Source organism: Stenotrophomonas sp. Sm10 (genome assembly GCF_030985515.1).
GTDB classification, from domain to species: Bacteria; Pseudomonadota; Gammaproteobacteria; order Xanthomonadales; family Xanthomonadaceae; genus Stenotrophomonas; species Stenotrophomonas hibiscicola.
The window spans coordinates 1-22673 of the sequence record NZ_JAPTFO010000032.1 but is presented as its reverse complement, the minus strand read 5'-3'; the positions used below and the strand labels follow the sequence as shown (position 1 = coordinate 22673).

Genomic DNA, 22673 nt, shown 5'->3' with positions numbered 1-22673 from the left:
CCGGGCAGCCCCGGCATCGCATCTGCAGCACACCACCATGACCGATCCCCAGCTCGACATCGCCCGCCTCGGCGGCACCACCATGGGCACCACCTGGAGCGTGTCGCTGGTTGCGCCGCGCCAGCGCGACCTGCACCTGCTGCATGCCGGCATCCAGGCGCGGCTGGATGCGGTGGTCGCGCAGATGAGCACCTGGGAGCCCGGCTCGGACCTGAGTCGCTACAACCGCGCCAACGCGGGCCAATGGTGCGTGCTGCCGGCTGAAACCCGCCAGGTGCTGGCCTGCGCACAGGCCATCGCCGCCGCCAGCGATGGTGCATTCGATCCCACCGTCGGCCCGTTGGTGGCACTGTGGGGTTTCGGTGCACATGCCGGCGAACGCCGCCAACCCGATGCCACCACCGTGCAGGCCACGCGCGAGCGCTGCGGTTGGCAGCGCCTGCAATGGCGCAGCGATGCGCTGCTGCAACCGGGCGGACTGGAACTGGATCTCTCTGCGATCGCCAAGGGGTTCGGCGTCGATCACGTGGCCGCCTGGCTGCGCGATCAGGGTATCGCTGCTGCACTGATCGAGGTCGGTGGCGAACTGGCCGGCTACGGCCGAAAACCGGACGGCCCCCCCTGGCGCGTACTGGTGGAATCCGCACCGGAAGAAGACGCGCACACCGAAACACCACCGCGGGTGCTGGCGCTGGAGGACAAGGCGGTGGCCACCTCCGGTGATCGCTGGCACCAGTACCAGGCCGATGGCCAGGCCTTCAGCCATAGTCTCGACCCGCGCACCGGCATGCCGGTACGCCAGGTCGCCGCAGCGGTCACCGTGGTCGCCGACGATGCCATGCACGCCGATGCCTGGGCTACCGCACTGACCGTGCTCGGCCACGAACAGGGCATGGCGCTGGCCGAACGCGAAGGCCTGGCTGCACGCTACCTGCAGCGTGCAGCAGACGGCCCGCGGGAATTTCTCAGCAGCGCCTTCCAGCGCCTGCTCGACGAGCAGGACGCATGAGCGCACGTCCATCGCGCGCGTGGCTTGGCAACGCACTGGTCCTGCTCCCGCTGGCGCTGATCGCCTGGGCGCTGCTGCGACTGCATCTCGGCGAAGCCTGGTGGCAGGGCGCGCCGCCGGCACGGCAAACGCAGATCGCGATCATCGCCACCGCACTGTATGCGCTGGCCTGCGCCGCACTGCGGTGGCGTGGGCGACCGCGCGACGATGCTGCCTCTGGCGACGTCGCACCGATCCTGATGGTCTGGTCCAGCCAGACCGGTTTTGCCCGCGAACTGGCCGAACGCAGTGCCGAGGCATTGCGCGGTGCCGGCGTGCCGGTGCGTGTGCGCGGCCTGCATGAGGTCGACGCCACGCTGCTGGCCGACAGCCAGCGTGCATTGTTCATCGCCAGCACCACTGGCGAAGGCGACCCACCCGATCATGCGCTGCCGTTCCTGCGCGGCGTGATGGCCTCACCGCCTGCGCTGCAGCACCTGCAGTACGGCGTGCTCGCACTGGGCGACCGCAGTTACGGCCACTTCTGCGGATTCGGCCACCAGCTCGACCAGTGGCTGCGCCAGCACGGTGCGCATCCGCTGTTCGATGCGATCGACGTCGACAACGCCGATCCGGCCGCGCTGCGCCATTGGCAGCAGTTGCTGGGCCAGCTCGGCGGCGGCGCCAGCGAACTGCCCGACTGGAGCCCGGCCGAGTACCAGCCGTGGACGCTGCTGCAACGTGAGCATCTGAACCCGGGCAGCCCCGGCGGCGCGGTGTATTGGCTGCGCCTGCAGCCCCCGGCCGATGCAGATGCGCAGTGGCAGGCCGGTGACATCGCCGAAATCGGCCCGCAGCATGCACCGCACACCGTGCGTGCCTGGCTGGACGCACAAGGCTTCGATGCGGACATCGCGCTTGATGACGGGCAGACGTTGCTGGCACGCGTTGCGCGCTCACACCTGCCCTCATTGGTTGCTCCGGGTGATCTGCCCGCATTGCTGGCGACCCTGCAACCGCTCCCGCATCGCGAGTACTCGATCGCCTCGGTGATGGCCGACGGTGCGGTCGAGCTGCTGCTGCGCCGCCAGCTGCGCGCCGACGGAACACCCGGCATCGGCAGTGGCTGGCTGTGCGACCACGCGGCCATTGGCGAGCCGGTGCAGCTGCGCCTGCGCCGCAACGACAATTTCCACGGCGTCGCCGCCGAGGTACCGCTGCTGCTGATCGGCAACGGCACTGGCATCGCCGGCCTGCGCGCACACCTGCACGAACGCGTGCGCAGTGGCGCCCGCCGCACCTGGCTGCTGTTCGGTGAGCGCACCGCCACGCACGACTTCCACTTCGGTGAAGAACTGCAGGCGATGCTGGCCGACGGCACGCTGGCGCGGCTGGATGCAGTGTTCAGCCGCGATGGCGGTGCGCATCGCTACGTGCAGGACCGGTTGCTGGCCGAAGCGGCAACGCTGCGGCAGTGGGTGGATGAAGGCGCCACGATCCTGGTCTGCGGCAGCCTGCAGGGCATGGCCCCGGCGGTGGATGCGGTGATCGAACAGGTGCTGGGTGTTTCGGGCAAGGAAGCGCTGTTGCTGGCCGGTCGTTACCGGCGCGATGTGTATTGAGGTTGCCGCATCCACGCATGGCGTGGATCTACTGAACGCACCGACGCCTGCGAACCGCCTTCTGGTGGGTGCGAACCTTGGTTCGCACCATGACGCAGCATTGGCGGCCGTATCCACGCATGGCGTGGATCTACTGCGCGGCGTGTCCAGGCATGGCAACTACACCCCAGTAGATCCACGCCATGCGTGGATTGAGCCACCGGCGCCCAGGAATCATCCCGCCGCCGCACTGACCCGTATCGCCAACAACTCGCCACCGCCCTGCAACGCGTGCCGCTGACGTTCGCCGGCCGCCAACCACGCGGTATCGCCGGCCTGCAGCGGCGGCAGGCCACTGTCGGCACCGAACGCCGCCTGACCGGACAGCAGATGCAGCGCCCAGGCCACGCCCGGTTCGCAGAAGAAGAACATCGCGCCCACCAGTGGCCGGTGCAACAGTTCGGCCTGCAGCAGCTCGCGCTTCCACATCAGGTTGAAGTCGTGGGTGGTGCCATCGACCAGTTCACCATGCAGGGTTTCCTCGCCGGCAAAGCGCACCCGTCCATGCGGCGGCAGCACCTCGGCCACACGGCCACCGTCGAAGCGCAGGCGCACACCATTGCCCTGCAGCAGCACCAGCTCGCGCTCCACGCCGGGGAAGGCGGAGAACGCGGCGTCCTGCTCGATCTCGGCCACCGACAGGCGCAGCGCCCAGTCATCCCCCTGCGCAGGCATGCGCAGGATCTCGCGGGTCCAGCCAAGTCCATTCCGCCAGCGTTCGCGGCGGTAGTCCAGGCGGGAGATCACCTGGCTCGGAGTGTGCAGCAGGGAGTCGATGTTCATCCGCGCATTGCATCATGCCGCGCGCCGTCGTGCATCACCGCGTGGCGAGCGTGCCCTGTCCACCGCACCCGCCGGCCAGCAGCTGCGAGTGCTTCAGCCAATCCTGGTCGGGGTAGTAAGCAAACACCATCGTGCCACCACGCAACGCATCGATCAGCGGCTTGGCCACCGACAGCCGCACCGCCGGGCAACCCAGGCTGCGTCCCAGCCGCCCCTGCAGCTGCGCGGTAGCCGGGTTCACGTACGGCGCACCATGGATGACGATCGCGCGATCGCGCGCGCGGTCATTGAAGCCCGGTTCCAGGCCGGCCAGGCGCAGCGAATATCCATTGCCGCCCATGTAGGTTTCCTGCGCGGTGAACGCGCCGAGGCTGGACATGAAACTGCCGTCGCGGTTGGAGAAGTGCTCGGTGCGGTTCTCGCCGCTGTTGCGGCCATGCGCCACCCATTCCTCGAACAGCAGGCGCTGGTGGGCCAGGTCGAACACCCACAGGCGCGGCTCGGTGGACGGGCGCGAGTAATCGATCACGCTGAGCCGATCACCGTTGATGCCCAGCTCCGGCCGCTGCAGCGCGCAGCGCATGGCGCGCGCCGCCAGCTGCAACACGTGGCGGTCGGCCTTGGGCGCACTGCGCGACAGCAGGGCAGCCAGATCATCGGCAGAGGTGGCGAGGGCGGGCGTCTGTGCCAGCGCCGGGGCGCTGGCCGAGGTCGCCAGCAGGCCGAACGCGGCCAGCCGGCACAGGCGGGATGCAGTCATGGGCACAACGAGGGGACTCAGTTGCCCTTGAGGGTGGACCCTGGCGGCTCGGATTCCAAGACCGGCTGCATTCCGGATTCAGCCGGGCTTGGGCGGACCGCCGGCAGCGAGGTCACCAGCAGGGTCGTGCCCGGCACCAGCACCTGGTACAGCTGGCGGGCGAAATCGGCCGGCAGCGCCATCGGCAGCGAGGGCGTGGCCAGCAGGTCCGGCGTGGCCTGGGCGCGGTCCTGGCCCAGCAACGGGTAGGCCGTCCACTGGTGCAGGCGCTGGTTCACGTCCAGCGGGCTGGGGGTGTCGCTGTAACCCTGCCCCATCACGAACAGCGTGGTCCCCTGGAAGGCCGGCAGCGCGTCCGCCTTCAACGGCGACTCGCCGATCATCACGCCATCGCGCAGCACGTACAGGCGCTGGTCGTGCAGGCTGACCAGGATGCCGACCTGCCCGGCCGGGGCCACGCTGTCGTTCCACCACGCCTGCGCCGGCGCTCCGCCCTCTGCCTCCGGCAGGGCCTGCCCACGCGCATTCACGGGTGCCAGCACCGACGGATAGGCCAGGGTCATCGGCGAGCTCTTGGCGTCGGCCACGACCACGGTATCGCCACGCTGGGTTTCGCTGAACAGCTTCTGCGCGAAGGCCTGCGGCAGGCGCACGCAGCCGTGCGAGGCGGGATGCCCGGGCAGGCTGCCGCCATGCAGAGCGATACCGTCCCAGGTCAGCCGCTGCATGTACGGCATCGGCGCGCTGTTGTAGAGGTTGGACCTGTGGTCCTTGTCCTTCTGCAGGATGGTGAACACGCCGGTCGGCGTCTCGTGCCCGGCCTTGCCCGAGCTGATCGTGGTCAGGCCGATGGCGATACCGTTGCGGTAGACATAGGCGCGCTGCTCATCGAGGCTGACCACCAGCACGATCGGGCCGGTCGGCGAGATTTCCGGATGCCACAGGTATTCGCCCGGCTTGAGGTCGGTCGGTCCGCGTACCTCGGCGGTGGCCGCAGCGGCAGCTGCAGGCTTGGCGGCCGGCGTAGGCGCAGCGGCGTGGGCCTGCAGTGGCAGGGTCAGTGCCAAGGCGAGCATCAGGGTGGTGGGGCGGTGCACAAGCATCCAGCGGGGTCCTTTCCATGCGGAGCGGCCACCGTACACCATCGGCCCGTGGTGGCCGCGGCAAAACCAGGCGCCGGAAATGAAATTGCCCGGCGACACAGCCATGTGTCGTACCGGGCAATCGTTACGTCCTTGTCGGCCTGCTGCCGCCCCCTCGCATCCTGCGCTGTGGGGGTAGCGTTGCATCCTGCACGCGGCCGCGTCTGTCCTGTTTGTATCTCAGCCCCTTCCACAGGTCTGTGATGCCACCATCCTGGTGAGTGGTGCCGCGTCCTGCGGCGGTCGGTGGTCACGGGCGTCCTGTCCGTGACCGGTGAACCAGCGTCCTGCCGGTTCCGACGATTCCTGCTGTCAGCGCCTCGGTACGGTTCGCACCGGTACCGATCCGGGTACCGGATCCGCCGGCAACAACCTGTTGCCTACGGTGATCCGCTGTCGATTCCGTTCGACGATGGCTTTCCCTATCCCCTTCACCTGCGCCAAGTCCTCGACGCGATGAAACGGGCCGTGTCTGCGCCGGTGCTCGACGATCGCCTCGGCCTTGGCGGCTCCGACCATCGTCAATCCCTGCTGCAGCGCCTGGGCATCGGCGCGGTTGATGTCGATCGGTTCGGCGGCACGCGCCCCAGCGATCCACACGACCAGCACCAGTGCCCTCAACACGACACTCCAAGGCACGACGTGTATCTCCTTGTGATTCTGGACGTCCCGACCGGCAATCCCGTCGGTAGGAACAGTGTCCGTCACCACATGCACACAGCCTATCGGTTTCCTGGATTTCTAAAAGCCAGCCAAATACCCGACGTGATGTAGGAAAAACCCTACCCGTGGCACAGGCGTAGAATGGCGGGATCAGCCCATGCAACCGGAGTTTCAGATGGACAGCGCCAAGCTCGGCCAATTCGTCAATGACAAGTGGGACAGTGAAATCGTCCCGCAGTTGGTCGACTACATCCGCATTCCCAACAAGTCGCCGATGTTCGACGCCAATTGGGTGCAGAACGGCTACATGGAACAGGCGGTCACGCTGATGGAGAACTGGGCCAGGGCCCAGCAGCTGCCCGGCCTGAAGGTTGAAGTGGTGCGCCTGGAAGGCCGCACCCCGCTGATCTTCCTGGAAATTCCGGCCTCCGGCCCGGAAACCGGCGACGACACCATCCTGCTCTACGGCCATCTGGACAAGCAGCCGGAAATGACCGGCTGGGACGACGATCTCGGCCCGTGGACCCCGGTCCTGCGCGGCGACAAACTGTATGGCCGCGGCGGTGCGGATGACGGCTACGCCATCTTCGGCTCGCTGGCCGCGGTGCTGGCGCTGCAGGCCCAGGGCCTGCCGCACGCCCGCTGCGTGGTGCTGATCGAAGCCTGTGAAGAATCGGGCAGCTACGACCTGCCGGCCTACGTCGACCACCTGGCCGACCGCATCGGCAAGCCGTCGCTGGTGGTCTGCCTGGATTCGGGCTGCGCCAACTACGACCAGCTGTGGTGCACCACCTCGCTGCGCGGCCTGACCGGCGGCAACTTCACCGTGAAGGTGCTCAACGAAGGCGTGCATTCCGGCGATGCCTCCGGCGTGGTGCCGTCCAGCTTCCGCCTGCTGCGCCAGCTGCTGTCGCGCATCGAGGACCAGGACACCGGCCGCATCCTGATCGACGGCATGAACGTGGAAATCCCAGCCGAACGCCTGGAACAGGCCAAGCGCGCGGCCGAAGTGGTGGATACCGAGATCTTCGAGAAGTTCCCGATGGTCGACGGCCTGCGCCCCATGAACGAGGACCTGACCGAGCTGGTGCTCAACCGCACCTGGCGCCCGGCGCTGTCGGTCACCGGCGTCGGTGGCATGCCGCCGCTGGAATCGGCCGGCAACGTGCTGCGTCCGCAGACCTCGGTGAAGCTCTCGCTGCGCCTGCCGCCGACTGCCGATGGCAAGACCTGCGGCGAACTGTTGAAGGAAGCACTGCTGCGCGACCCGCCGAACGGCGCGCAGGTCACCCTGGACCTGGAAAAGGCCTCCACCGGCTGGAACGCACCGGCCATGGCGCCGTGGCTGACCCAGGCCATTGACGACGCCAGCCAGGCTTTCTTCGGCAAGCCGGCGATGTACATGGGCGAAGGCGGCTCGATCCCGTTCATGGGCATGCTGGGCGAGAAGTTCCCGGGCGCGCAGTTCATGATCACCGGCGTGCTCGGCCCGCATTCCAATGCACATGGCCCCAACGAGTTCCTGCACATCCCGATGGGCAAGAAGGTCACCGCCTGCGTGTCCAAGGTGATCAGCGAGCACTATGCCGCCAGCCTGCGCGGCGAGACCAGCGGTTCGCCGGTGGCTGCCGACAGCGGCACCCGCCACGGCGACCACGGCTGCTGCTGATTACGGCACACCGTGACGGACGCAGCCTGGCCTTGCTAGGCTGCGTCCACCCAAAGCGGAACACATGCACATGAATGGTCTGTTCGGCAGCAGCAGCTGGCTGTACATCCTGCTGGTCGGCTTCGTCGTCGGCCTGCTCGGGCGCTTCTTCATGCCCGGCAACAACCGCATGGGCTGCCTGCTGACCATCGTGCTGGGCATCATTGGCGCGCTGGTGGCCGGTTGGTTCGGCCAGTACATGGGCTGGTACGCTCCCGGCGAACCGGCCGGTTTCCTCGGTGCGGTAGTGGGCGCGGTGGCCGTGCTGGCCGTCCTGCGCCTGTTCAGCGGCCGCCGCTGACCCCGTCCCTCCTTCCCCCCTGCTCCCGACGTTGGCGCGCCCGGCGCGCCCGGATATGCCCGCATGACCGAACCCGCCTCCGATCCCCAGCGCAGCGCGCAGCGCCTGCAGTGGGCCCGTACCCAGCTCGATGACGCCAACGCGGTAGTCGAACGCGCTTCGGTGGATGCCGGCATGCGCAGCTACTGGCGTACCACCAGCACGCGCGGCAGCCACATCGTGATGGACGCTCCGCCGGGGCTGGAAGATCCGCGGCCGTGGCTGCGCATGCGCGGCCTGCTGCACGACAACGGCCTGCGCGTGCCTGCATTGCTGGCGCAGGACCTGGAAGCCGGCTTCCTGCTGCTGGAAGATCTCGGCGGCCCGACCCTGGCCAGGATCCTCGACGAGCGCAACGCCGATGAATGGTTCGGCCGTTCGATCGAACAGCTGCTGCGCCTGCAGGCGATCCCGGTACCGGCCGACTTCGGCCAGTTCGGCGAAGCGCTGCTGCAGCGCGATGCCGGCCTGTTCGACGAATGGTTCCTGCAACGCCACCTGCAGCTGGGACTGGACTGCGGCGAGATCGAAGGGCTGCAGCTGGTACACCGCCGGTTGATGGACAACGCATTGGGCCAGGCCCAGCTGATGACCCACCGCGACTACATGCCGCGCAACCTGATGCCGGTCGACGACGGCCCCGCGGTGCTGGATTTCCAGGACCTGGTGCGTGGCCCGATCGCCTACGATGCGGTGAGCCTGTTCAAGGACGCCTTCCTGAGCTGGCCGCTGCAGCGCGTGGACGAGTGGCTGGCGCAGTACCACGAGCGCGCACGCGACGCCGGCCTGCCGGTACCCGACCGCGCCACCTTCCTGCGCGATGCCGACTGGATGGGTGTCCAGCGCCACGTGAAGATCCTTGGCCTGTTCTGCCGCCTGCGCTACCGCGACAACAAGGGCCATTACCTGGACGACGCGCCGCGCTTCATCGGCTACCTGGATGAAGTACTGCCGCGCTACCGCGAGCTGGCACCGCTGCAGCAGCTGCTGGACGAGCGCATCAAGCCGGCGCTGGCCGAGCTGGGTGCACCGATGCGCGTGGCCCGATGAAGGCGCTGGTCTTTGCCGCCGGCCTCGGCGAGCGCATGCGCCCGCTGACCCTGCACACGCCCAAGCCGCTGCTGGAAGTGGCTGGCAAGCCGCTGATCGTCTGGCACCTGGAACGCCTGGCCGCACTCGGCGTGCGCGAGGTGGTGGTCAACACCGCGTGGCTGGCCGAGCAGTTCCCTGCAACGCTGGGCGATGGCAGCCAATGGGGCGTGCGCCTGCATTTCCTGCACGAAGGGCCGACCCCGCTGGAAACCGGCGGCGGCATCCTCAACGCATTGCCGGTGCTGGGCGATGCCCCGTTCCTGGTGGTGAACGGCGATATCTGGACCGATTTCGATTTCGCCACGCTGCCGCGCGAGCCGCAGGGCCAGGCACACCTGGTGCTGGTCGACAATCCGGCGCAACACCCCGACGGTGACTACCGCCTCGATACGCAGGGGGTGCTGCACCATGACCGCGAAGGTCCCTGCCTGACCTATGCCGGCATCGGCGTGTACCGTCCTTCGATCGTGGCCGACTGGCGCGCGGTGATCGGCGATGCGCCGGGCAGCGAGCGGCTGCCGCCGAAGTTCTCGGTGGTGCCGCTGCAGAAGCATTTCATGGCGCAGGGGTTGATGACGGGGCAGCACCATCGCGGGCGTTGGACCGATGTGGGTACCGTGGATCGCCTGCGCGCGCTGGATGCTGAGTTGGCGGCGAACGGCTGAGCCCCTCGTGGCTGGACTCATTGAAAGCAGAAGCCGTGCTTGGCCGGTCGGCGTGGGCTGCGCAGGGGACGCTGCAAGTCCCCCTCCGGGGCCCGGCCCAGCCGCTGGCGGCTGTGCGTTCAGGCGCTTGCGAAGCAGTGCTTCGCAAGCAAAGCGCCCTCACCCCTGTAAGCTCGGTCGCCGCATCCATGCGGCTCACGCCCCTGCGCAGCCCACGCCGACCGGCCTCTGACAGTTTCCGTGCGCGTCCAGCCACGGAAAAGACAAAGAAAATCAAAAGCGGATCGCTTCGCTGCGCTCGCTCTGGTGACGGCCAACGGTCGTCACCCACCAACAGCAGTCAGTAGTCAGGAGTGCAGTGCGCAGTCCCGGCAGATCGCGGGAACCTGTCGAAGGCGGGGTGGGTCCGGTTGCGGGGGCGTGAGCGCCATGGATGGCGCGATCGAGGCTACATGGACGTACTTGCGCCGTCCCCCGCAACCTGAGCCACCCCGCCTCCCCTCAGGAAGCCAGCCTTTGAAGTTGACGTTGACGTTGCTTCGGCTTCGGCGGGTGCAGGGCGCAGCCCTGCAAACAAACCCCACCCTCAGTAACGGGGCCGGCCTTCTTCCAGCACCTGGCGCAGGAACGGCACGGTGATCCGCCGCTTCGCCGCCAGCGATTCGCGGTCCAGCCAGTCCAGCAGCGTGATCAACCCACCCAGCTCGCGCCCGGTGTGCGACAGCAGCCACTCGATGGCCGCTTCGTCGATGGCCAGGCCGCGTCGCAGCGCGCGCTCGCGCAGCACCGCAGCACGACCTTCCTCATCCAGCGGCTGCAGCAGCACGCGCACGCACTGGCCCAGCCGCGAACGCAGGTCCGGCAGTACCAGGCCCAGTTCTTCCGGCGCCTTCTGCGCCGTGTACAGCACGGTCACGCCTGCTGCACGCGCGCGGTTGTGGAAATCAAACAGCGCGATCTCGTCCTCGCGGTTGCCGGCAACCTCGTCCAGCCCGTCCAGCGCCACCAGTTCGCGTGCGTCCAGCCCGTCGAGCGCTGCACGAACGCGGCCGGCGGCGCTGGCCAGTGGCACGTACGTCGGCAGGCGCCCGGCCTGCTCGGCGCTGGAGCACGTCGCCAGCGCCTGGTGGGTCTTGCCGGTTCCCGCAGCGCCTTCCAGGTAGACCCAATCGTGGCTGGCACCGACCGCGATCGCGCGCAGCTGCGCCAGCGCGCCATCCGGCGCGCCGATGAAGGTCTCCAGGCGCTGGTCCCGCGGGTAATGCAGGGCCAGCGGCAGTTGCGGCACGCCCATCACTTCAGGTCGGGGCCCTTGTCGGTCGGAACGATGATATGGGGGGCGTCGACCACGCCATCAAGCACGATCGCCGGCTTCTCGCCCACGTACAGCTCGCTCTGGCGGTAACGCTGGTGGGCATAGCGCAGCAGCACGTTGGTCACCGCCGCCACCGGCAGCGCCAGCAGCATGCCGAGGAAGCCGAACAGCTGGCCGCCGGCCATCACCGCGAAGATCACCGCCACCGGATGCAGGCCGATCTTGTCGCCGACAATGCGCGGGGTCAGTACGTAGCTCTCCAGCAGCTGGCCCACGGTGAACACCACGCCGACCAGGATCAGCAGCTTCAGGTCGAAGCCCTGTGCCTGCACCAGCGCGGCAATCACCGCCATCAGCACGCCGGTGGTCGCGCCCAGGTAGGGGATGAAGCTGATCAGGCCGGCAATCAGGCCAATCAGCAGGCCCAGCTTGAGGCCTACCAGCGACAGGCCGCCGGCGTAGATCACGCCCAATGCCAGCATCACCAGGAACTGGCCGCGGATGAACGCCCCCAACACCTCGTTGGACTCACGCGCCAGCGCAGTGATGGTGCCGATGTGGTTGCGCGGAATCACCGAGGCCACCCGCTCGACCAGCTTGTCCCAGTCGCGCAGGAAGTAGAACGCCAGGATCGGCAGCAGCAGGATGTTGACCACCCAGGTCACCATCGCAAAACCCGAACGCGAGACGTAGCCCATGAACGTGGTGGCGACGCCGCCGGCCTGCTGCCAGTGGCTGCGCACCCACTCGATCAGGCGGTCCGGATCCAGCCACTGCATCACTTCCAGGCCGGTCTTCTGCTCGAACCAGGGAATCCCCTTTTCCATCAGCCACGCCTGCGCCTGCGGCGCGACCGCGATCAGGGTGGTGATCTGGCGCTCGATCATCGGCACCAGCACCAGCAGCAGCGCCACGATCACCAGCACCATCGCCGCGAACACCAGCACCACGCCGGTCATGCGCGAGCGGCCGGTGGCCTCGATGCGGTCCACCAGCGGGTCGCCCAGCCAGGCCAGTGCCAGCGCCAGCACGAACGGGGTCAGGATCGGGGCCAGCAGCCACACCACCCAGCCGACCAGGCCGGCGAACAGGATGTACTTCAGCCGGCGCAGGAACTGCGCGATTTCCGCTTCCGGGGTCAGGGTCATCGCAGGCGGTACTCATTGCTGACCGGTGCTGCGACCGGGGCACCGGTGGTGTCGTCGATCGGCGTCGGCAGGGCCGGCAGCGGCGCGCTCGGCACCAGTACACCGTTGTCGCCCAGCATGCGGTTGAAGCCGGCCAGGCCGGTGGTCATCTCCAGGCTCAGCTCCAGCTGGCCGGCCGAAGCATGCAGCGGGGTGACGTTGCGCACCACCGGCACCTCGCGCAGGCCGGCGGCCAGGCGCAGGTAGTCGTCGGCACTGTTGATGCCGGTGACCACCACGCGGTAGGTTCCGGCCTGGCCGACGGCGGCGCCGGCCTTCGCATAGCGCCTGACCAGCGCATCGGCGGCGCCATCGGCGCCGGCCGCCATCGCCCGCATGGCGTTGGCGTCCTTGCTGGTCCACTTGTTCAGCTCACGGCCGTTGTCGACGAACACCCAGTCCGCCTGCCAGCCGCCGTTGGCGCGGTAGAGCTTGCCGATCAGCTGCATCGGCGGTGAGTAGCGCGAGGAGGCGCGGGCCACGGCGGCACTGTCCTGGCGCCAGATGGCACCGGCCAGCGCCTGCTCGGCGGCACCGCCGCTGGGCAGGCCGAGCTTGTAGCCGCGCTCGATGGCGCGGTTCAGCAGTGGGCGGGCGGCATTGGCCTGCTGCACGCTGACCAGGCGCGGTCCGCTGCCGTCATCCACGGCCAGCCACACCACCGGCTTCGGTCGCGGCTGCGGCCACAGCGGCAGGCCCAGCGCCGAGACCAGCGAATCGACGTCGTCCTCGCGGAAACGGGCCACCAGCAGGGTCCGGAAGCTCGGCGCGCCGCTGGCGCCTACGCTCTGGTCCTGCTTGTAGTCGTAGCTGGCCACGTAGTCCTTGGCATTGCGCAGTGCCTGCACCACACCGGGGCGCGACATCACGTTGCGATCACCGGACAGCTTGCCCAGTACCACGCTCAGGGCGCGGGCCAGGGCGCCGTTGCGATCGGCTTCGGCTTGGCTGTTGACGGGCACTTCGGCCTCGTACGCGCCACTGGCGGTGGCGACATCACCCTCGGTGCGAAGGCCGCTCTGGGCCATCGTGGCCACCGGCAGGCTCAGCGCAAGGAGCAGGGTCAGAATCAGGCTGCGGCGCATCAGGACATCCATTGGCTCGACGTATCCGGGGGAATTGTTGCCCGAATACGGCCTTTGCGCCAATGCGGCCTGTTAAAATCGCCCGTTCAACCCCTGCCAGCGCCGACGCCCGTGACCAACACCCCGTCTTCCGCCCCCTCCCCCCTTACCTATCGTGACGCGGGTGTCGACATCGACGCCGGCAACGAGCTGGTCGAGCGGATCAAGCCCCTGGTCAAGCGCAGCTTCCGGCCGGAAGTGATGGGCGGCCTGGGCGGCTTCGGCGCCCTGTTCGACCTGTCCAACAAGTACCGCGAGCCGGTGCTGGTGTCGGGTACCGACGGCGTGGGCACCAAGCTGAAGCTGGCGCACCAGCTGAACCGCCACGATACGATCGGCATCGACCTGGTCGCCATGTGCGTGAACGACGTGCTGGTACAGGGTGCCGAGCCGCTGTTCTTCCTGGACTACTTCGCGACCGGCAAGCTGGACATCGACACCGCCGCGGCGGTCGTGGGCGGCATCGCCAACGGCTGCACCGAGGCCGGCTGCGCGCTGATCGGTGGTGAAACCGCTGAAATGCCCGACATGTATGCCCCGGGCGAATACGACCTGGCCGGCTTCACGGTGGCCGCGGTCGAGAAGAGCGAGCTGAAGGACGGCGCCAGCGTGGCTGCCGGCGACGTGCTGATCGGCATCGCCTCGTCCGGCCCGCACTCCAACGGCTACTCGCTGGTGCGCCGCATCTACGACCGTGCCGGCCGCCCGGCCGATCTGGAGCTGGAAGGCGGCGTGAAGCTGGTCGATGCGCTGATGGCGCCGACCCGCCTGTACGTCAAGCCGATCCTGGCGCTGCTGAAGTCACACGGCGAGGCCATTCACGGCATGGCCCACATCACCGGTGGCGGGCTGACCGAGAACATCATCCGCGTGGTGCCCGACGGCCTCGGCCTGGACATCCAGGCCTCGTCCTGGACCCTGCCGCCGGTATTCCAGTGGCTGCAGAAGGAAGGCGCCGTGGCCGACAGCGAGATGTGGCGCACCTTCAACTGCGGCATCGGCTTCGTGCTGATCGTCGCGCCGGACCAGGAGGCTGCCGTGTCCGAGGCGGTCAGGGCGCAGGGCCTGGAGCACTGGACCATCGGCCAGGTGGTCACCGCCGAAGGCGCCGAGCGCGTCCACATCGGCTGAGCCCGGCAACCAGGAGCCCGCATGGACGCAACGCCCCCCCTGGCACCCACCCCGGTACCACCGCCGTTGGCGGCGGTGCCGGTCTTCAGCAGGCAGGACGCTGACCACCTGCGCGCGCTGTCCATCGCCCACTATGTGTTCGGTGGCCTGATTGCGCTGCTCTCGCTGTTTTTCATTCTGTACATCGTGCTCGGCATCAGTGCGCTGAGCGGCCATCTGCCGATGAACTCCGGGGGCCAGCCCTCGTCGCCGGCCGAACAGCGCCTGTTCGGCTGGGTGTTCACGGTCCTGGGGACCGTGTTCGTCGCCGGCGGCCTGGGCATGGCCGCATTCGTCATCCATGCCGGCCGCTGCGTGGCCCGGCGGCGTCGTTACCTGCTGTGCCTGATCGTGGCCGGCCTGCTCTGCCTGTTCGCGCCGCTGGGCACCGTTCTAGGGGTTTTCACCCTGGTCACACTGCTGCGCCCGCAGGTGAAGGCCGCCTTCGATGCAGCTGGCACGGCTGCATGACGATGCCGGGCGCGCCTCCGCCATTGCCACAGCAGACCCTGGCGCAGCTGCAGTTGGCCAGCCACCTGCAGACGCTGAAGGTGCTGTTCTACGCGCTGGCAGGTTTCCACTGGCTGGCCGCGTTGGCCTTCCTCGGTTTCATCGGCCTGGTCGCCAGCTCACGCGGGCTGGCCGATGGCGCGGTACTGGCCACGGTGTACGGGGTCATTTCGCTGTTGGCAGCCGCGCTTGGCGTCGTGCAGCTGCACACCGCACGCCTGCTGTCGCGCCGCACCGGGCTGGCCTGGTGCCAGCGCGCGGCCTGGCTGGCGGTACTGGCTGGCCCGCTGGGCATGGCCCTGACCGCCTATGCCTGGGTGTTTCTGTCCAAGCCTGACATGGCCGCATTGTTCGACCGCGGCGACCACCTCAGTGCCTGAGCCCGCAGGCAACCCATCGCTTCCTCCTGACCGATCCGACATGTCCGCGCCCGCCACCGCCGCAAACGCCACTGCCCGCGGCTATCGTGTTTCACTGCCCAAGAAGCTGGCCTTCGCCGCCGTACTGGCCGTGTTCCTGGTCAGCTGGATCGATCCGCTGTGGCCCGTCGAACAGGCCCTGCACAGCTCGCTGACCGTCGTCGGCCTGGCTGCCCTGCTCTGGGTGGACCGGCGTGGCTGGCTGGGCAATGGCGCCTTCATCGCGATCTGTGGCTTCATCGCACTGCATTGCGTGGGCGCGCGCTGGCTGTACTCCAACGTGCCCTACGACGCTTGGGCACAGGCGCTGGCCGGCTGGTCGCCGAATGCCGCCTTCGGCTGGCAGCGCAACCACTTCGACCGTCTCATCCACTTGTTGTTCGGCGTCTGCTTCACCCCCGCGCTGCTGCAGCTGGCCCGGCATGCCTGGCCGGCGCTGCGCCTGGGCCAGGCCTTCAGCCTGGCGGTGATGACGGTGATGTGCGCCAGCCTGGTCTACGAGTGGTTCGAGTGGGCCATCGCGCTTGCCCTGTCGCCCGACGCCGCCGAGGCCTACAACGGGCAGCAGGGCGACATGTGGGACGCTCATGCCGACATGCTGCTGGCGACCTCGGGCAGTCTGCTGACCTGGCCGTTGATCCGCCGGAGTGCCCGGCAATGAGCACGCCCACCCGCATTGCCGTGCTCGCCTCCGGCCGCGGCAGCAACCTGCAGGCCATCCTTGACGCAATTGCTGACGGCCGCCTGCCCGCCGAGGTTGTCGGCGTGTTCTCCGACCGCCCAGCCGCAGCCGCGCTGCAACGGGTCGGCGACAGCCTGCGCTGGGCGCATGCACCGAAAGAATTCGGTGACCGCGCCGCCTACGAGCAGGCCTTGGGCGATGCACTGGCCGCGGTCGCGCCGGATCTGATCGTCTGCGCCGGCTACATGCGCATTCTCGGCGCCGACTTCGTGCAGCGCTTCAATGGCCGGCTGGTCAACATCCACCCCTCCCTGCTACCGCTGCACAAGGGGCTGGACACGCATGCGCGGGCGCTGCACGCCGGCGATGCGGAGCATGGGGCCAGCGTGCACCTGGTGGTGCCCGAGCTGGATGCCGGCGCCGTGCTGGCCCAGGCGCGGGTGCCGGTGATGCCCGGCGATGACGCCGACAGCCTGGCGGCGCGTGTGCTGGCGGTGGAGCATCCGCTGCTGATCGCCACCCTGCAGCTGCTGTGCGCCGGCCGCCTGGCTGAACGGGAGGGCCAGCCACTGCTGGATGGTCACCCCCTGTTTAGCCCACTGGTCCTAGATTCCGCCGGGAACCTGAACCGGTAACGCCCACGCACACGCCCCGCTGACTGCGGGGCTGGCATCCTGCCCCCCTCCTGCAGCTCCTGTCCTCCATGAAGACCACGACCCTGCTGTCCACTTCATTGCTGCTGTCGCTTGTCGTGCTTCCCGGCGTGGGTTGGGGCCAGGCACAGGCGCCTGCCTCGCCGGTTCCGGCGCCAGCGGTGCAACCGCCGGCCGAAACGACGGCCCCGGCCCTGCCGGCATTGGCGTGGGAACCGCCGCCGCTGCAGCCGTTCAGCGCCACCTACCAGGCCTTCTACAAGGGCAAGGAGGCCGGCGACGCCAGCATGCAGGTCACCCACACCGGCGGCAACCAGTGGCGGGTGGACATGCAGGTGGTCGGCCGCCGCGGGTTCGCCAGCGTGCTGGGACTGAACATCGAGCAGAGCACGGTCTTCGAGGAGCGCGCTGGCACCTATGCACCGCTGAGCCAGAGCACGGTGCGCAAGGGCCTGTTTCTCGGCAAGAAGGCGGTCGGCACGTACAACTGGCAGGCCGGTACCGCGCAGTGGAGTGGCGATGTCGAGAAGAAGCGCGCACAGCCGATTCCGCTGCAGCCGGGCGACCAGAGTGCGCTGCTGATCAATCTGGCAATCATGCGCGACGCCCGCCCAGGCGCCGCGATGCACTACCGCTACGTGGACATGGGCAAGGTCCGCCAGCATGACTACCAGGCCGCGCCGCAGACCGAGAACGTCGAGGTCGGCGACCTGTCCTACAACGCGCTGCGGGTCTACCGGACCAACGGCGGCAAAAATGAAACCATCCTCTGGATCGCCAACGGGGTCCCCACCCCGGTGCGCATCCTGCAACGCGAAGACGGCGAAGACCGCGTCGATCTGCGCCTGATCGAATACCAAGGAGTCTGAGCATGAGCATCCCGACCCGCCCCCTCGCCTGGATCGCGGCCGCTGCCCTGTCCGTGGCCAGCCTGCCGGCCATGGCCCTGCAACCTTTCAAGGCGGATTACCTGGCCAGCTACATGGGCATGCAGGCCAACGGCACGATGACCCTGTCCAACGAAGGCAGCAACAAGTGGCGCTACAGCCTGCAGGTGAAGAACCAGCTGGCCGACCTGAGCCAGAGCACCGTGTTCGAGGAAGTGCGTGGGCAACTGCGCCCGCTGAGCAGCCAGGACCGCTCGGCGCTGCTGGTGAAGAAGCGCAACGTGCAGGCCAATTACAACTGGACCAGCAACCAGGCCACCTGGACCGGCGACATCAAGCCGGACCGTGCCGGCCCCATCGCGCTGAAGGCCGGTGACATGGATGCGCTGCTGATCAACCTGGCGATCACCCGTGACCTGGCCGCCGGCAAGCCGCTGACCTATCGCATGGTCGACGAAGGCCGCATCAAGAACATGACCTACCGCGTGGTCGGCAAGGAATCGATCAGCGTGGGCGGCAAGAGCTACGAGGCCACCAAGGTCTCGCGCGCCGACGGCAACAAGGAGCTGATCGCCTGGATCGTGCCGGAGTTCCCGGTGCCGGCGCGCATGCTGCAGCGTGAGGGCGGACGCGATGCGCTGGACCTGACCATCAAGGCGCTGAACTGACCGGAGATCCACGTCATCCACGCATGGCGTGGATCTACTGGAAACCTGGAGTAGATCCACGCCATGCGTGGATGGACGCCCCGGGAAAAACGCCCGCTTTCGCGGGCGTTTTTCTTACTTCTTTTCCTCGGCCGCAGCGGGCTTGAACTCGGTGCGGCAGTCCACGCGGATCTGCTCGCCGGTGCTGCGCCAGACGAAGGTGCGGCAATGGCGGTTGCCGTCCTGGCTGTCGTTCACCGCGACCGCGTAGAACGATTCGATGATCTCGTCACGCGAGACCGTGCCGTCGCCGTTCCAGTCCATGTCCTTCTGCTCGATGCCCTGGGTGATGGCGATGTTGGCGTACCAGGCATAGCCCAGCCACGCCAGCACGATCAGCACCAGGACCAGCAGCGCCTTGCGGCGCGGGCTGAACTTGCCGCGCAGGATCATGGCACGCGCCGGATGGTGGCGCCGAGCGAAGACAGCTTCTCTTCGATGTTCTCGTAGCCACGATCAAGGTGGTAGATGCGGTCGATGGTGGTCTCGCCGCTGGCCATCAGGCCGGCCAGGATCAGCGAGGCCGACGCACGCAGGTCGGTGGCCATCACCGGCGCACCGCTCAGGTGCTCGCTGCCACGCACGATGGCGGTGTGGCCTTCAACCTGGATGTCCGCGCCCAGGCGCAGCAGTTCGTTGACGTGCATGAAACGGTTCTCGAAGATCGTTTCGTTGATCACGCCCACGCCGTCAGCCACGCAGTTGAGCGCCATGAACTGGGCCTGCATGTCGGTCGGGAATGCGGGGTACGGCGCAGTGGTCAGGTTGACCGCCTTCGGCCGCTTGCCCTGCATGTCCAGGGTGATGGTGTCTTCGGTAGACTCGATCTTCGCACCGGCCTCGACCAGCTTGGACAGCACCGCGTCCATGGTGTTCGGGCGCGCACGGTTGACCGTGACCTTGCCGCCGGTCATCGCCGCAGCGACCAGGAAGGTACCGGTTTCGATGCGGTCGGGCAGCACTTCGTGGCGGCCGCCGGACAGGCGCTCGACGCCTTCAATGACCAGGCGGGCAGTGCCCAGGCCTTCGATCTTCGCGCCCAGCGCGATCAGGCAATGCGCCAGATCGGTCACTTCCGGTTCCATCGCGCAGTTGTCGAGGATGGTGGTGCCTTCGGCCAGCACCGCGCCCATCAGCACGTTCTCGGTGCCGGTGACGCTGACCATGTCGAAGGTGAAATGGCCGCCCTTCAGCCGCTTGGCAGTGGCCTTGATGAAGCCGTTCTCGACCACGATCTCGGCACCCAGCGCCTGCAGGCCCTTGATGTGCTGGTCGACCGGACGCGAACCGATCGCGCAGCCGCCGGGCAGCGACACTTCCGCCGCGCCGAAGCGGGCCAGCAGCGGGCCCAGCACCAGGATCGAGGCGCGCATGGTCTTGACCAGCTCGTACGGTGCAACATGCTGGTTGACCGAGCGCGGGTCGACCACGATCGCACTGCCACGCGACAGCGTGCCCTGGTCGATGGTGACCTTGGCACCCAGTTCGCCCAGCAGCTTGACCGTGGTGACCACGTCGTGCAGGTGCGGCACGTTGGTGATCTCCACCGGCTCATCGGCCAGCAGGGTCGCGCAGAGGATGGGGAGGACGGCGTTCTTGGCGCCGGAGATGCTCACTTCACCGTGCAGCGCAGCGCCGCCGGTCACAACGATCTTGGCCATGTATTCGGGATCTTCTGCGGTTCAGCCGGCTTCGGCCGGGGTCACGGTTTTCAGCGCCAGCGCGTGGATCGCGCCGCCCATCAGGTCGCCCAGCGTGGCATAGACCATGCGGTGGCGGGCCAGCGGCATCTTGCCGGCGAACGCCTCGCAGACCACGGTCGCTTCGAAATGCACGCCATCATCGCCCTGCACGTCGGCGCGGGCGCCAGGCAGGCCGGTTTCGATCAGATTGCGGATGGTGTCGGCGTCCAACGGGCTTTCCTAATAAAATGTGCCTCCATTCTACTTCCGCTGCGTGGCGTCCGCATGGCCGAATCCCTGTTGCCCCCCCGTTCCGTCGACCCTGCCGGCCTGGTCGCCAGTGGCCGCCGCGTGTTCGAGATCGAGCGGCAGGCGCTGGATGCCGTCGCCGACCGCCTTGGCGAGGCTTTCCAGCAGGCCTGCGAGGCGATCCTGGCCAGCCGCGGCCGGGTGGTCGCCACCGGCATGGGCAAATCCGGCCACATCGCCCGCAAGATCGCCGCCACCCTCGCCTCCACCGGCACCCCGGCGTTCTACGTGCACCCTGGCGAGGCCGGACACGGTGACCTGGGCATGATCACCGAGGACGATGTGGTGCTGGCGCTGTCCTATTCGGGGGAGTCGGACGAGCTGCTCATGCTGTTGCCGGTGCTCAAGCGCCAGGGCAACCTGCTGATCTCCATGACCGGCCGCCCGCAGTCCAGCCTGGCCACCGCCGCCGATATCCACCTGGACGTCAGCGTGCCGGCCGAGGCCTGCCCGCTGGCGCTGGCGCCGACCTCCAGCACCACCGCCTCGCTGGCGATGGGCGATGCGCTGGCCGTGGCCCTGCTCGACGCACGCGGCTTCACCGCCGACGATTTCGCCCGCTCGCACCCGGCCGGCAGCCTCGGCCGCCGCCTGCTGCTGCACATCACCGACGTCATGCATAGCGGCGAGGACCTGCCCAGCGTGGGTGCCGACGCCAGCCTCAGCGAGGCGCTGGTGGAAATGAGCCGCAAGCGACTCGGGATGACCGCCGTGGTCGACGCCGATGGCGTGCTGATCGGCCTGTTCACCGACGGCGACCTGCGCCGCGCGCTGGACAGCGCGCTTGACGTGCGCACCGCGAAGATCGCCGACGTGATGACCCGCAACCCGCGCACCATCGGGGCCGACCAGCTGGCCGTAGAGGCCGCGCGGCAGATGGAAACCCAGAAAATCAACGGCCTGATCGTGGTCGATGACCAGGGCCGTGCGGTAGGCGCCCTGAACATTCATGACCTGTTGCGGGCCCGGGTGGTTTAACCGACAGTCCGTAGACCCCATTCAGTCTGTAATGCCCCACCCGACCCCACCGAGCCTGCTGCCCTGATGCCCTGGTCCCCGCTGCCCGCCTTCCCTGCCCACCTGCATGCCGCTGCGGCCCGCGTCCGCCTGGCCTGCTTCGACGTGGACGGCACCCTCACTGACGGTCGGCTGTACTACGACAAGGAAGGGAACGAGAGCAAGGCGTACTTCGTGCAGGATGGCCTGGGCCTGAAACTGCTGCAGCAGCACGGTATCCACCCCGTGCTGATCACCGCGCGCAACAGCCAGTCCGCGCTCAAGCGCGGCGCCGACCTCGGCATCGACACCCAGATCGCCGTGGGCGACAAGCTGGCCAGCGTGCAGGCGCTGTGCGCGCAGCACGGCGTCGGCCTGGAGCAGGTGGCCTTCATGGGCGACGACCTGCCGGACCTGGCGCCGCTGGGCGCGGTCGGCCTGGCAGTGGCCCCGGCCAACGCCCACCCGTGGATCGCCGAGCGCGTGCACTGGCAGACCCGCGCCGACGGCGGACGTGGCGCCGCCCGCGAACTGTGCGACATCCTGCTGGCCGCACAGGGCCACGTGGATGCGGTGCTGGCGAGGTTCGGCGCATGAGCCTGCCGACACTGAACTGGCGCACCCTGCTGGGCGTCGGCCTGCTGCTGGCGGCGCTGCTCAGCAGCTGGGCCGCCCTGCGCAACCGCGACAAGGGCCCGGCCAACGACAGCCAGGAGCCGGGTGTGGACTACGTTCTGCACGACTTCCAGATCGTGGCCCTGGATGAGCACGGCAAGGAGTCGACCACCCTGCGTGCGCCGCGGCTGGAGCGCCAGCGTGGCGACCAGACCATCAACATCGCCACGCCGCTGTTCGAGATGCCGGACAAGGATGGCAAGCACTGGACCCTGCGTGCCGAGACCGGCTGGCTCAGCGCCAAGGGCGACCAGATGAAGCTGCGCGGCAATGTGGCCGGCGACAGCCCGGCCGATCCGGGCGTGGTGCCGACCACCTTCCGCACCGACCATCTGGACGTGTTCCCGAAGGAGAACCGCGCCCGCACCGACGCCCTGGTGACCATGACCCGCCCGGGCATGGAACAGTCCGGCGTCGGCTTCGAAGTGGATTCGAAGAACAACACGTATCATTTCCTCAGCCAGTCCAAGGGCCGTTACACGCCCAAACGCTGATTCCGCCGCCAGCCCGCGACGTCTCCGGACAGGCGCAGGGCCGGCAGCCCCACCCTCCGCC

At 68.2% G+C, this 22673-nt stretch carries 26 protein-coding genes; 16 read left to right on the top strand and 10 right to left on the bottom strand.

What is annotated here, in order from left to right; all coding sequences use genetic code 11:
* The first annotated feature begins 37 nt into the window (after positions 1–37).
* Both O0J15_RS11050 and O0J15_RS11045 read left to right on the top strand, forming a co-directional pair.
* Entirely contained in the window at positions 38–1009 is a 972-nt protein-coding gene (locus tag O0J15_RS11050; RefSeq protein ID WP_134735826.1) for an FAD:protein FMN transferase, read from the top strand.
* Positions 1006–2610, top strand: a complete 1605-nt coding sequence (locus tag O0J15_RS11045) for a sulfite reductase subunit alpha (RefSeq protein ID WP_308305647.1) — start codon at positions 1006–1008, stop codon at positions 2608–2610. Before O0J15_RS11050 ends, O0J15_RS11045 begins: the two co-directional genes overlap by 4 nt.
* Before the next feature lie 213 nt (positions 2611–2823).
* On the opposite strand, the gene O0J15_RS11040 is transcribed toward O0J15_RS11045, so the two are convergent.
* From O0J15_RS11040 to O0J15_RS11025, 4 genes are all read right to left on the bottom strand, one after another.
* Positions 2824–3432 (bottom strand): HutD family protein, encoded by a 609-nt coding sequence (locus O0J15_RS11040; protein WP_308305646.1) that lies wholly within the window; start codon positions 3430–3432, stop codon positions 2824–2826.
* A 34-nt stretch (positions 3433–3466) separates the two neighbouring features.
* Positions 3467–4192, bottom strand: coding sequence for a murein L,D-transpeptidase catalytic domain family protein (locus O0J15_RS11035; protein WP_019659426.1), 726 nt, complete (start codon positions 4190–4192; stop codon positions 3467–3469).
* A 17-nt stretch (positions 4193–4209) separates the two neighbouring features.
* A complete protein-coding gene (locus tag O0J15_RS11030; protein ID WP_111098213.1) occupies positions 4210–5295 on the bottom strand; it encodes a L,D-transpeptidase in 1086 nt (361 codons plus the stop codon).
* 351 nt (positions 5296–5646) lie between these two features.
* Entirely contained in the window at positions 5647–5973 is a 327-nt protein-coding gene (locus O0J15_RS11025; protein WP_227844087.1) for a helix-hairpin-helix domain-containing protein, read from the bottom strand.
* Between the two features lie 199 nt (positions 5974–6172).
* On the opposite strand from O0J15_RS11025, the gene O0J15_RS11020 reads away from it, so the two are divergent.
* The 4 genes from O0J15_RS11020 to murU all read left to right on the top strand — a co-directional run bounded on the left by O0J15_RS11020 (position 6173) and on the right by murU (position 9802).
* A complete protein-coding gene (locus tag O0J15_RS11020) occupies positions 6173–7666 on the top strand; it encodes a M20 family metallopeptidase (protein ID WP_021202579.1) in 1494 nt (497 codons plus the stop codon).
* Between the two features lie 70 nt (positions 7667–7736).
* Entirely contained in the window at positions 7737–8006 is a 270-nt protein-coding gene (locus tag O0J15_RS11015; RefSeq protein WP_019659430.1) for a GlsB/YeaQ/YmgE family stress response membrane protein, read from the top strand.
* Between the two features lie 63 nt (positions 8007–8069).
* Positions 8070–9095 carry a phosphotransferase gene (locus O0J15_RS11010; RefSeq protein WP_308305645.1) on the top strand — a complete coding sequence of 342 codons (1026 nt, stop codon included), beginning with the start codon at positions 8070–8072 and terminating at the stop codon, positions 9093–9095.
* On the top strand, positions 9092–9802 hold the full coding sequence (murU, locus tag O0J15_RS11005) for an N-acetylmuramate alpha-1-phosphate uridylyltransferase MurU (RefSeq protein WP_021202581.1): 711 nt from the start codon (positions 9092–9094) through the stop codon (positions 9800–9802). Before O0J15_RS11010 ends, murU begins: the two co-directional genes overlap by 4 nt.
* 586 nt (positions 9803–10388) lie before the next feature.
* Here the strand turns inward: murU and hda are convergent.
* Genes hda through O0J15_RS10990 form a run of 3 tightly spaced genes read right to left on the bottom strand, consistent with a single transcriptional unit; the run spans position 10389 to position 13401 of the window.
* Positions 10389–11096 carry a DnaA regulatory inactivator Hda gene (gene hda / locus O0J15_RS11000; RefSeq protein ID WP_021202582.1) on the bottom strand — a complete coding sequence of 236 codons (708 nt, stop codon included), beginning with the start codon at positions 11094–11096 and terminating at the stop codon, positions 10389–10391.
* On the bottom strand, positions 11096–12265 hold the full coding sequence (locus tag O0J15_RS10995; protein WP_111099197.1) for an AI-2E family transporter: 1170 nt from the start codon (positions 12263–12265) through the stop codon (positions 11096–11098). Before O0J15_RS10995 ends, hda begins: the two co-directional genes overlap by 1 nt.
* Positions 12262–13401, bottom strand: coding sequence for a DUF2066 domain-containing protein (locus tag O0J15_RS10990; protein ID WP_019659435.1), 1140 nt, complete (start codon positions 13399–13401; stop codon positions 12262–12264). Before O0J15_RS10990 ends, O0J15_RS10995 begins: the two co-directional genes overlap by 4 nt.
* 99 nt (positions 13402–13500) lie before the next feature.
* Between O0J15_RS10990 and purM the strand changes: the two genes are divergently transcribed.
* The 7 genes from purM to O0J15_RS10955 all read left to right on the top strand — a co-directional run bounded on the left by purM (position 13501) and on the right by O0J15_RS10955 (position 18417).
* The gene (gene purM / locus O0J15_RS10985; protein ID WP_188250362.1) at positions 13501–14559 is read left to right on the top strand and encodes a phosphoribosylformylglycinamidine cyclo-ligase; all 1059 of its coding nucleotides are present in this window, start codon (positions 13501–13503) and stop codon (positions 14557–14559) included.
* A gap of 21 nt (positions 14560–14580) precedes the next feature.
* Positions 14581–15069, top strand: coding sequence for a hypothetical protein (locus tag O0J15_RS10980; RefSeq protein WP_019659437.1), 489 nt, complete (start codon positions 14581–14583; stop codon positions 15067–15069).
* Entirely contained in the window at positions 15066–15488 is a 423-nt protein-coding gene (locus tag O0J15_RS10975; protein WP_155029072.1) for a hypothetical protein, read from the top strand. The genes O0J15_RS10980 and O0J15_RS10975 overlap by 4 nt, the downstream gene beginning before the upstream one ends.
* Before the next feature lie 40 nt (positions 15489–15528).
* Positions 15529–16188, top strand: a complete 660-nt coding sequence (locus O0J15_RS10970) for a DUF2238 domain-containing protein (RefSeq protein WP_155029071.1) — start codon at positions 15529–15531, stop codon at positions 16186–16188.
* Entirely contained in the window at positions 16185–16844 is a 660-nt protein-coding gene (gene purN / locus O0J15_RS10965; protein ID WP_021202586.1) for a phosphoribosylglycinamide formyltransferase, read from the top strand. Before O0J15_RS10970 ends, purN begins: the two co-directional genes overlap by 4 nt.
* Before the next feature lie 68 nt (positions 16845–16912).
* Entirely contained in the window at positions 16913–17731 is an 819-nt protein-coding gene (locus tag O0J15_RS10960; protein ID WP_155029070.1) for a DUF3108 domain-containing protein, read from the top strand.
* Positions 17732–17733: 2 nt separating this feature from the next.
* Positions 17734–18417, top strand: a complete 684-nt coding sequence (locus O0J15_RS10955; RefSeq protein WP_171952374.1) for a DUF3108 domain-containing protein — start codon at positions 17734–17736, stop codon at positions 18415–18417.
* A 114-nt stretch (positions 18418–18531) separates the two neighbouring features.
* On the opposite strand, the gene O0J15_RS10950 is transcribed toward O0J15_RS10955, so the two are convergent.
* The 3 genes from O0J15_RS10950 to O0J15_RS10940 are packed head-to-tail and all read right to left on the bottom strand — an operon-like array spanning position 18532 to position 20369.
* Positions 18532–18849 carry an EF-hand domain-containing protein gene (locus O0J15_RS10950; RefSeq protein WP_155029068.1) on the bottom strand — a complete coding sequence of 106 codons (318 nt, stop codon included), beginning with the start codon at positions 18847–18849 and terminating at the stop codon, positions 18532–18534.
* Positions 18846–20117, bottom strand: a complete 1272-nt coding sequence (gene murA, locus O0J15_RS10945; RefSeq protein ID WP_155029067.1) for a UDP-N-acetylglucosamine 1-carboxyvinyltransferase — start codon at positions 20115–20117, stop codon at positions 18846–18848. The genes O0J15_RS10950 and murA overlap by 4 nt, the downstream gene beginning before the upstream one ends.
* 21 nt (positions 20118–20138) lie before the next feature.
* Positions 20139–20369 carry a BolA family protein gene (locus tag O0J15_RS10940; protein WP_005408396.1) on the bottom strand — a complete coding sequence of 77 codons (231 nt, stop codon included), beginning with the start codon at positions 20367–20369 and terminating at the stop codon, positions 20139–20141.
* A 54-nt stretch (positions 20370–20423) separates the two neighbouring features.
* Here O0J15_RS10940 and O0J15_RS10935 point away from each other — a divergent pair, with 54 nt between their 5' ends.
* The 3 genes from O0J15_RS10935 to lptC all read left to right on the top strand — a co-directional run bounded on the left by O0J15_RS10935 (position 20424) and on the right by lptC (position 22612).
* Entirely contained in the window at positions 20424–21425 is a 1002-nt protein-coding gene (locus O0J15_RS10935; protein ID WP_308305644.1) for a KpsF/GutQ family sugar-phosphate isomerase, read from the top strand.
* Between the two features lie 66 nt (positions 21426–21491).
* Positions 21492–22040 carry an HAD family hydrolase gene (locus tag O0J15_RS10930; protein ID WP_019659446.1) on the top strand — a complete coding sequence of 183 codons (549 nt, stop codon included), beginning with the start codon at positions 21492–21494 and terminating at the stop codon, positions 22038–22040.
* Positions 22037–22612, top strand: coding sequence for an LPS export ABC transporter periplasmic protein LptC (gene lptC, locus O0J15_RS10925; protein ID WP_019659447.1), 576 nt, complete (start codon positions 22037–22039; stop codon positions 22610–22612). Before O0J15_RS10930 ends, lptC begins: the two co-directional genes overlap by 4 nt.
* Positions 22613–22673 lie beyond the last annotated feature (61 nt).

Coding starts and splice junctions, on each gene's coding strand:
- O0J15_RS11050 (WP_134735826.1), top strand. CDS start 38: ATGACCGATCCCCAGCTCGACATCGCCCGCCTCGGCGGCACCACCATG.
- O0J15_RS11045 (WP_308305647.1), top strand. CDS start 1,006: ATGAGCGCACGTCCATCGCGCGCGTGGCTTGGCAACGCACTGGTCCTG.
- O0J15_RS11040 (WP_308305646.1), bottom strand. CDS start 3,432: ATGAACATCGACTCCCTGCTGCACACTCCGAGCCAGGTGATCTCCCGC.
- O0J15_RS11035 (WP_019659426.1), bottom strand. CDS start 4,192: ATGACTGCATCCCGCCTGTGCCGGCTGGCCGCGTTCGGCCTGCTGGCG.
- O0J15_RS11030 (WP_111098213.1), bottom strand. CDS start 5,295: ATGCTTGTGCACCGCCCCACCACCCTGATGCTCGCCTTGGCACTGACC.
- O0J15_RS11020 (WP_021202579.1), top strand. CDS start 6,173: ATGGACAGCGCCAAGCTCGGCCAATTCGTCAATGACAAGTGGGACAGT.
- O0J15_RS11015 (WP_019659430.1), top strand. CDS start 7,737: ATGAATGGTCTGTTCGGCAGCAGCAGCTGGCTGTACATCCTGCTGGTC.
- O0J15_RS11010 (WP_308305645.1), top strand. CDS start 8,070: ATGACCGAACCCGCCTCCGATCCCCAGCGCAGCGCGCAGCGCCTGCAG.
- murU (WP_021202581.1), top strand. CDS start 9,092: ATGAAGGCGCTGGTCTTTGCCGCCGGCCTCGGCGAGCGCATGCGCCCG.
- hda (WP_021202582.1), bottom strand. CDS start 11,096: ATGGGCGTGCCGCAACTGCCGCTGGCCCTGCATTACCCGCGGGACCAG.
- O0J15_RS10995 (WP_111099197.1), bottom strand. CDS start 12,265: ATGACCCTGACCCCGGAAGCGGAAATCGCGCAGTTCCTGCGCCGGCTG.
- O0J15_RS10990 (WP_019659435.1), bottom strand. CDS start 13,401: ATGGATGTCCTGATGCGCCGCAGCCTGATTCTGACCCTGCTCCTTGCG.
- O0J15_RS10980 (WP_019659437.1), top strand. CDS start 14,581: ATGGACGCAACGCCCCCCCTGGCACCCACCCCGGTACCACCGCCGTTG.
- O0J15_RS10975 (WP_155029072.1), top strand. CDS start 15,066: ATGACGATGCCGGGCGCGCCTCCGCCATTGCCACAGCAGACCCTGGCG.
- O0J15_RS10970 (WP_155029071.1), top strand. CDS start 15,529: ATGTCCGCGCCCGCCACCGCCGCAAACGCCACTGCCCGCGGCTATCGT.
- purN (WP_021202586.1), top strand. CDS start 16,185: ATGAGCACGCCCACCCGCATTGCCGTGCTCGCCTCCGGCCGCGGCAGC.
- O0J15_RS10960 (WP_155029070.1), top strand. CDS start 16,913: ATGAAGACCACGACCCTGCTGTCCACTTCATTGCTGCTGTCGCTTGTC.
- O0J15_RS10955 (WP_171952374.1), top strand. CDS start 17,734: ATGAGCATCCCGACCCGCCCCCTCGCCTGGATCGCGGCCGCTGCCCTG.
- O0J15_RS10950 (WP_155029068.1), bottom strand. CDS start 18,849: ATGATCCTGCGCGGCAAGTTCAGCCCGCGCCGCAAGGCGCTGCTGGTC.
- murA (WP_155029067.1), bottom strand. CDS start 20,117: ATGGCCAAGATCGTTGTGACCGGCGGCGCTGCGCTGCACGGTGAAGTG.
- O0J15_RS10935 (WP_308305644.1), top strand. CDS start 20,424: ATGGCCGAATCCCTGTTGCCCCCCCGTTCCGTCGACCCTGCCGGCCTG.
- O0J15_RS10930 (WP_019659446.1), top strand. CDS start 21,492: ATGCCCTGGTCCCCGCTGCCCGCCTTCCCTGCCCACCTGCATGCCGCT.
- lptC (WP_019659447.1), top strand. CDS start 22,037: ATGAGCCTGCCGACACTGAACTGGCGCACCCTGCTGGGCGTCGGCCTG.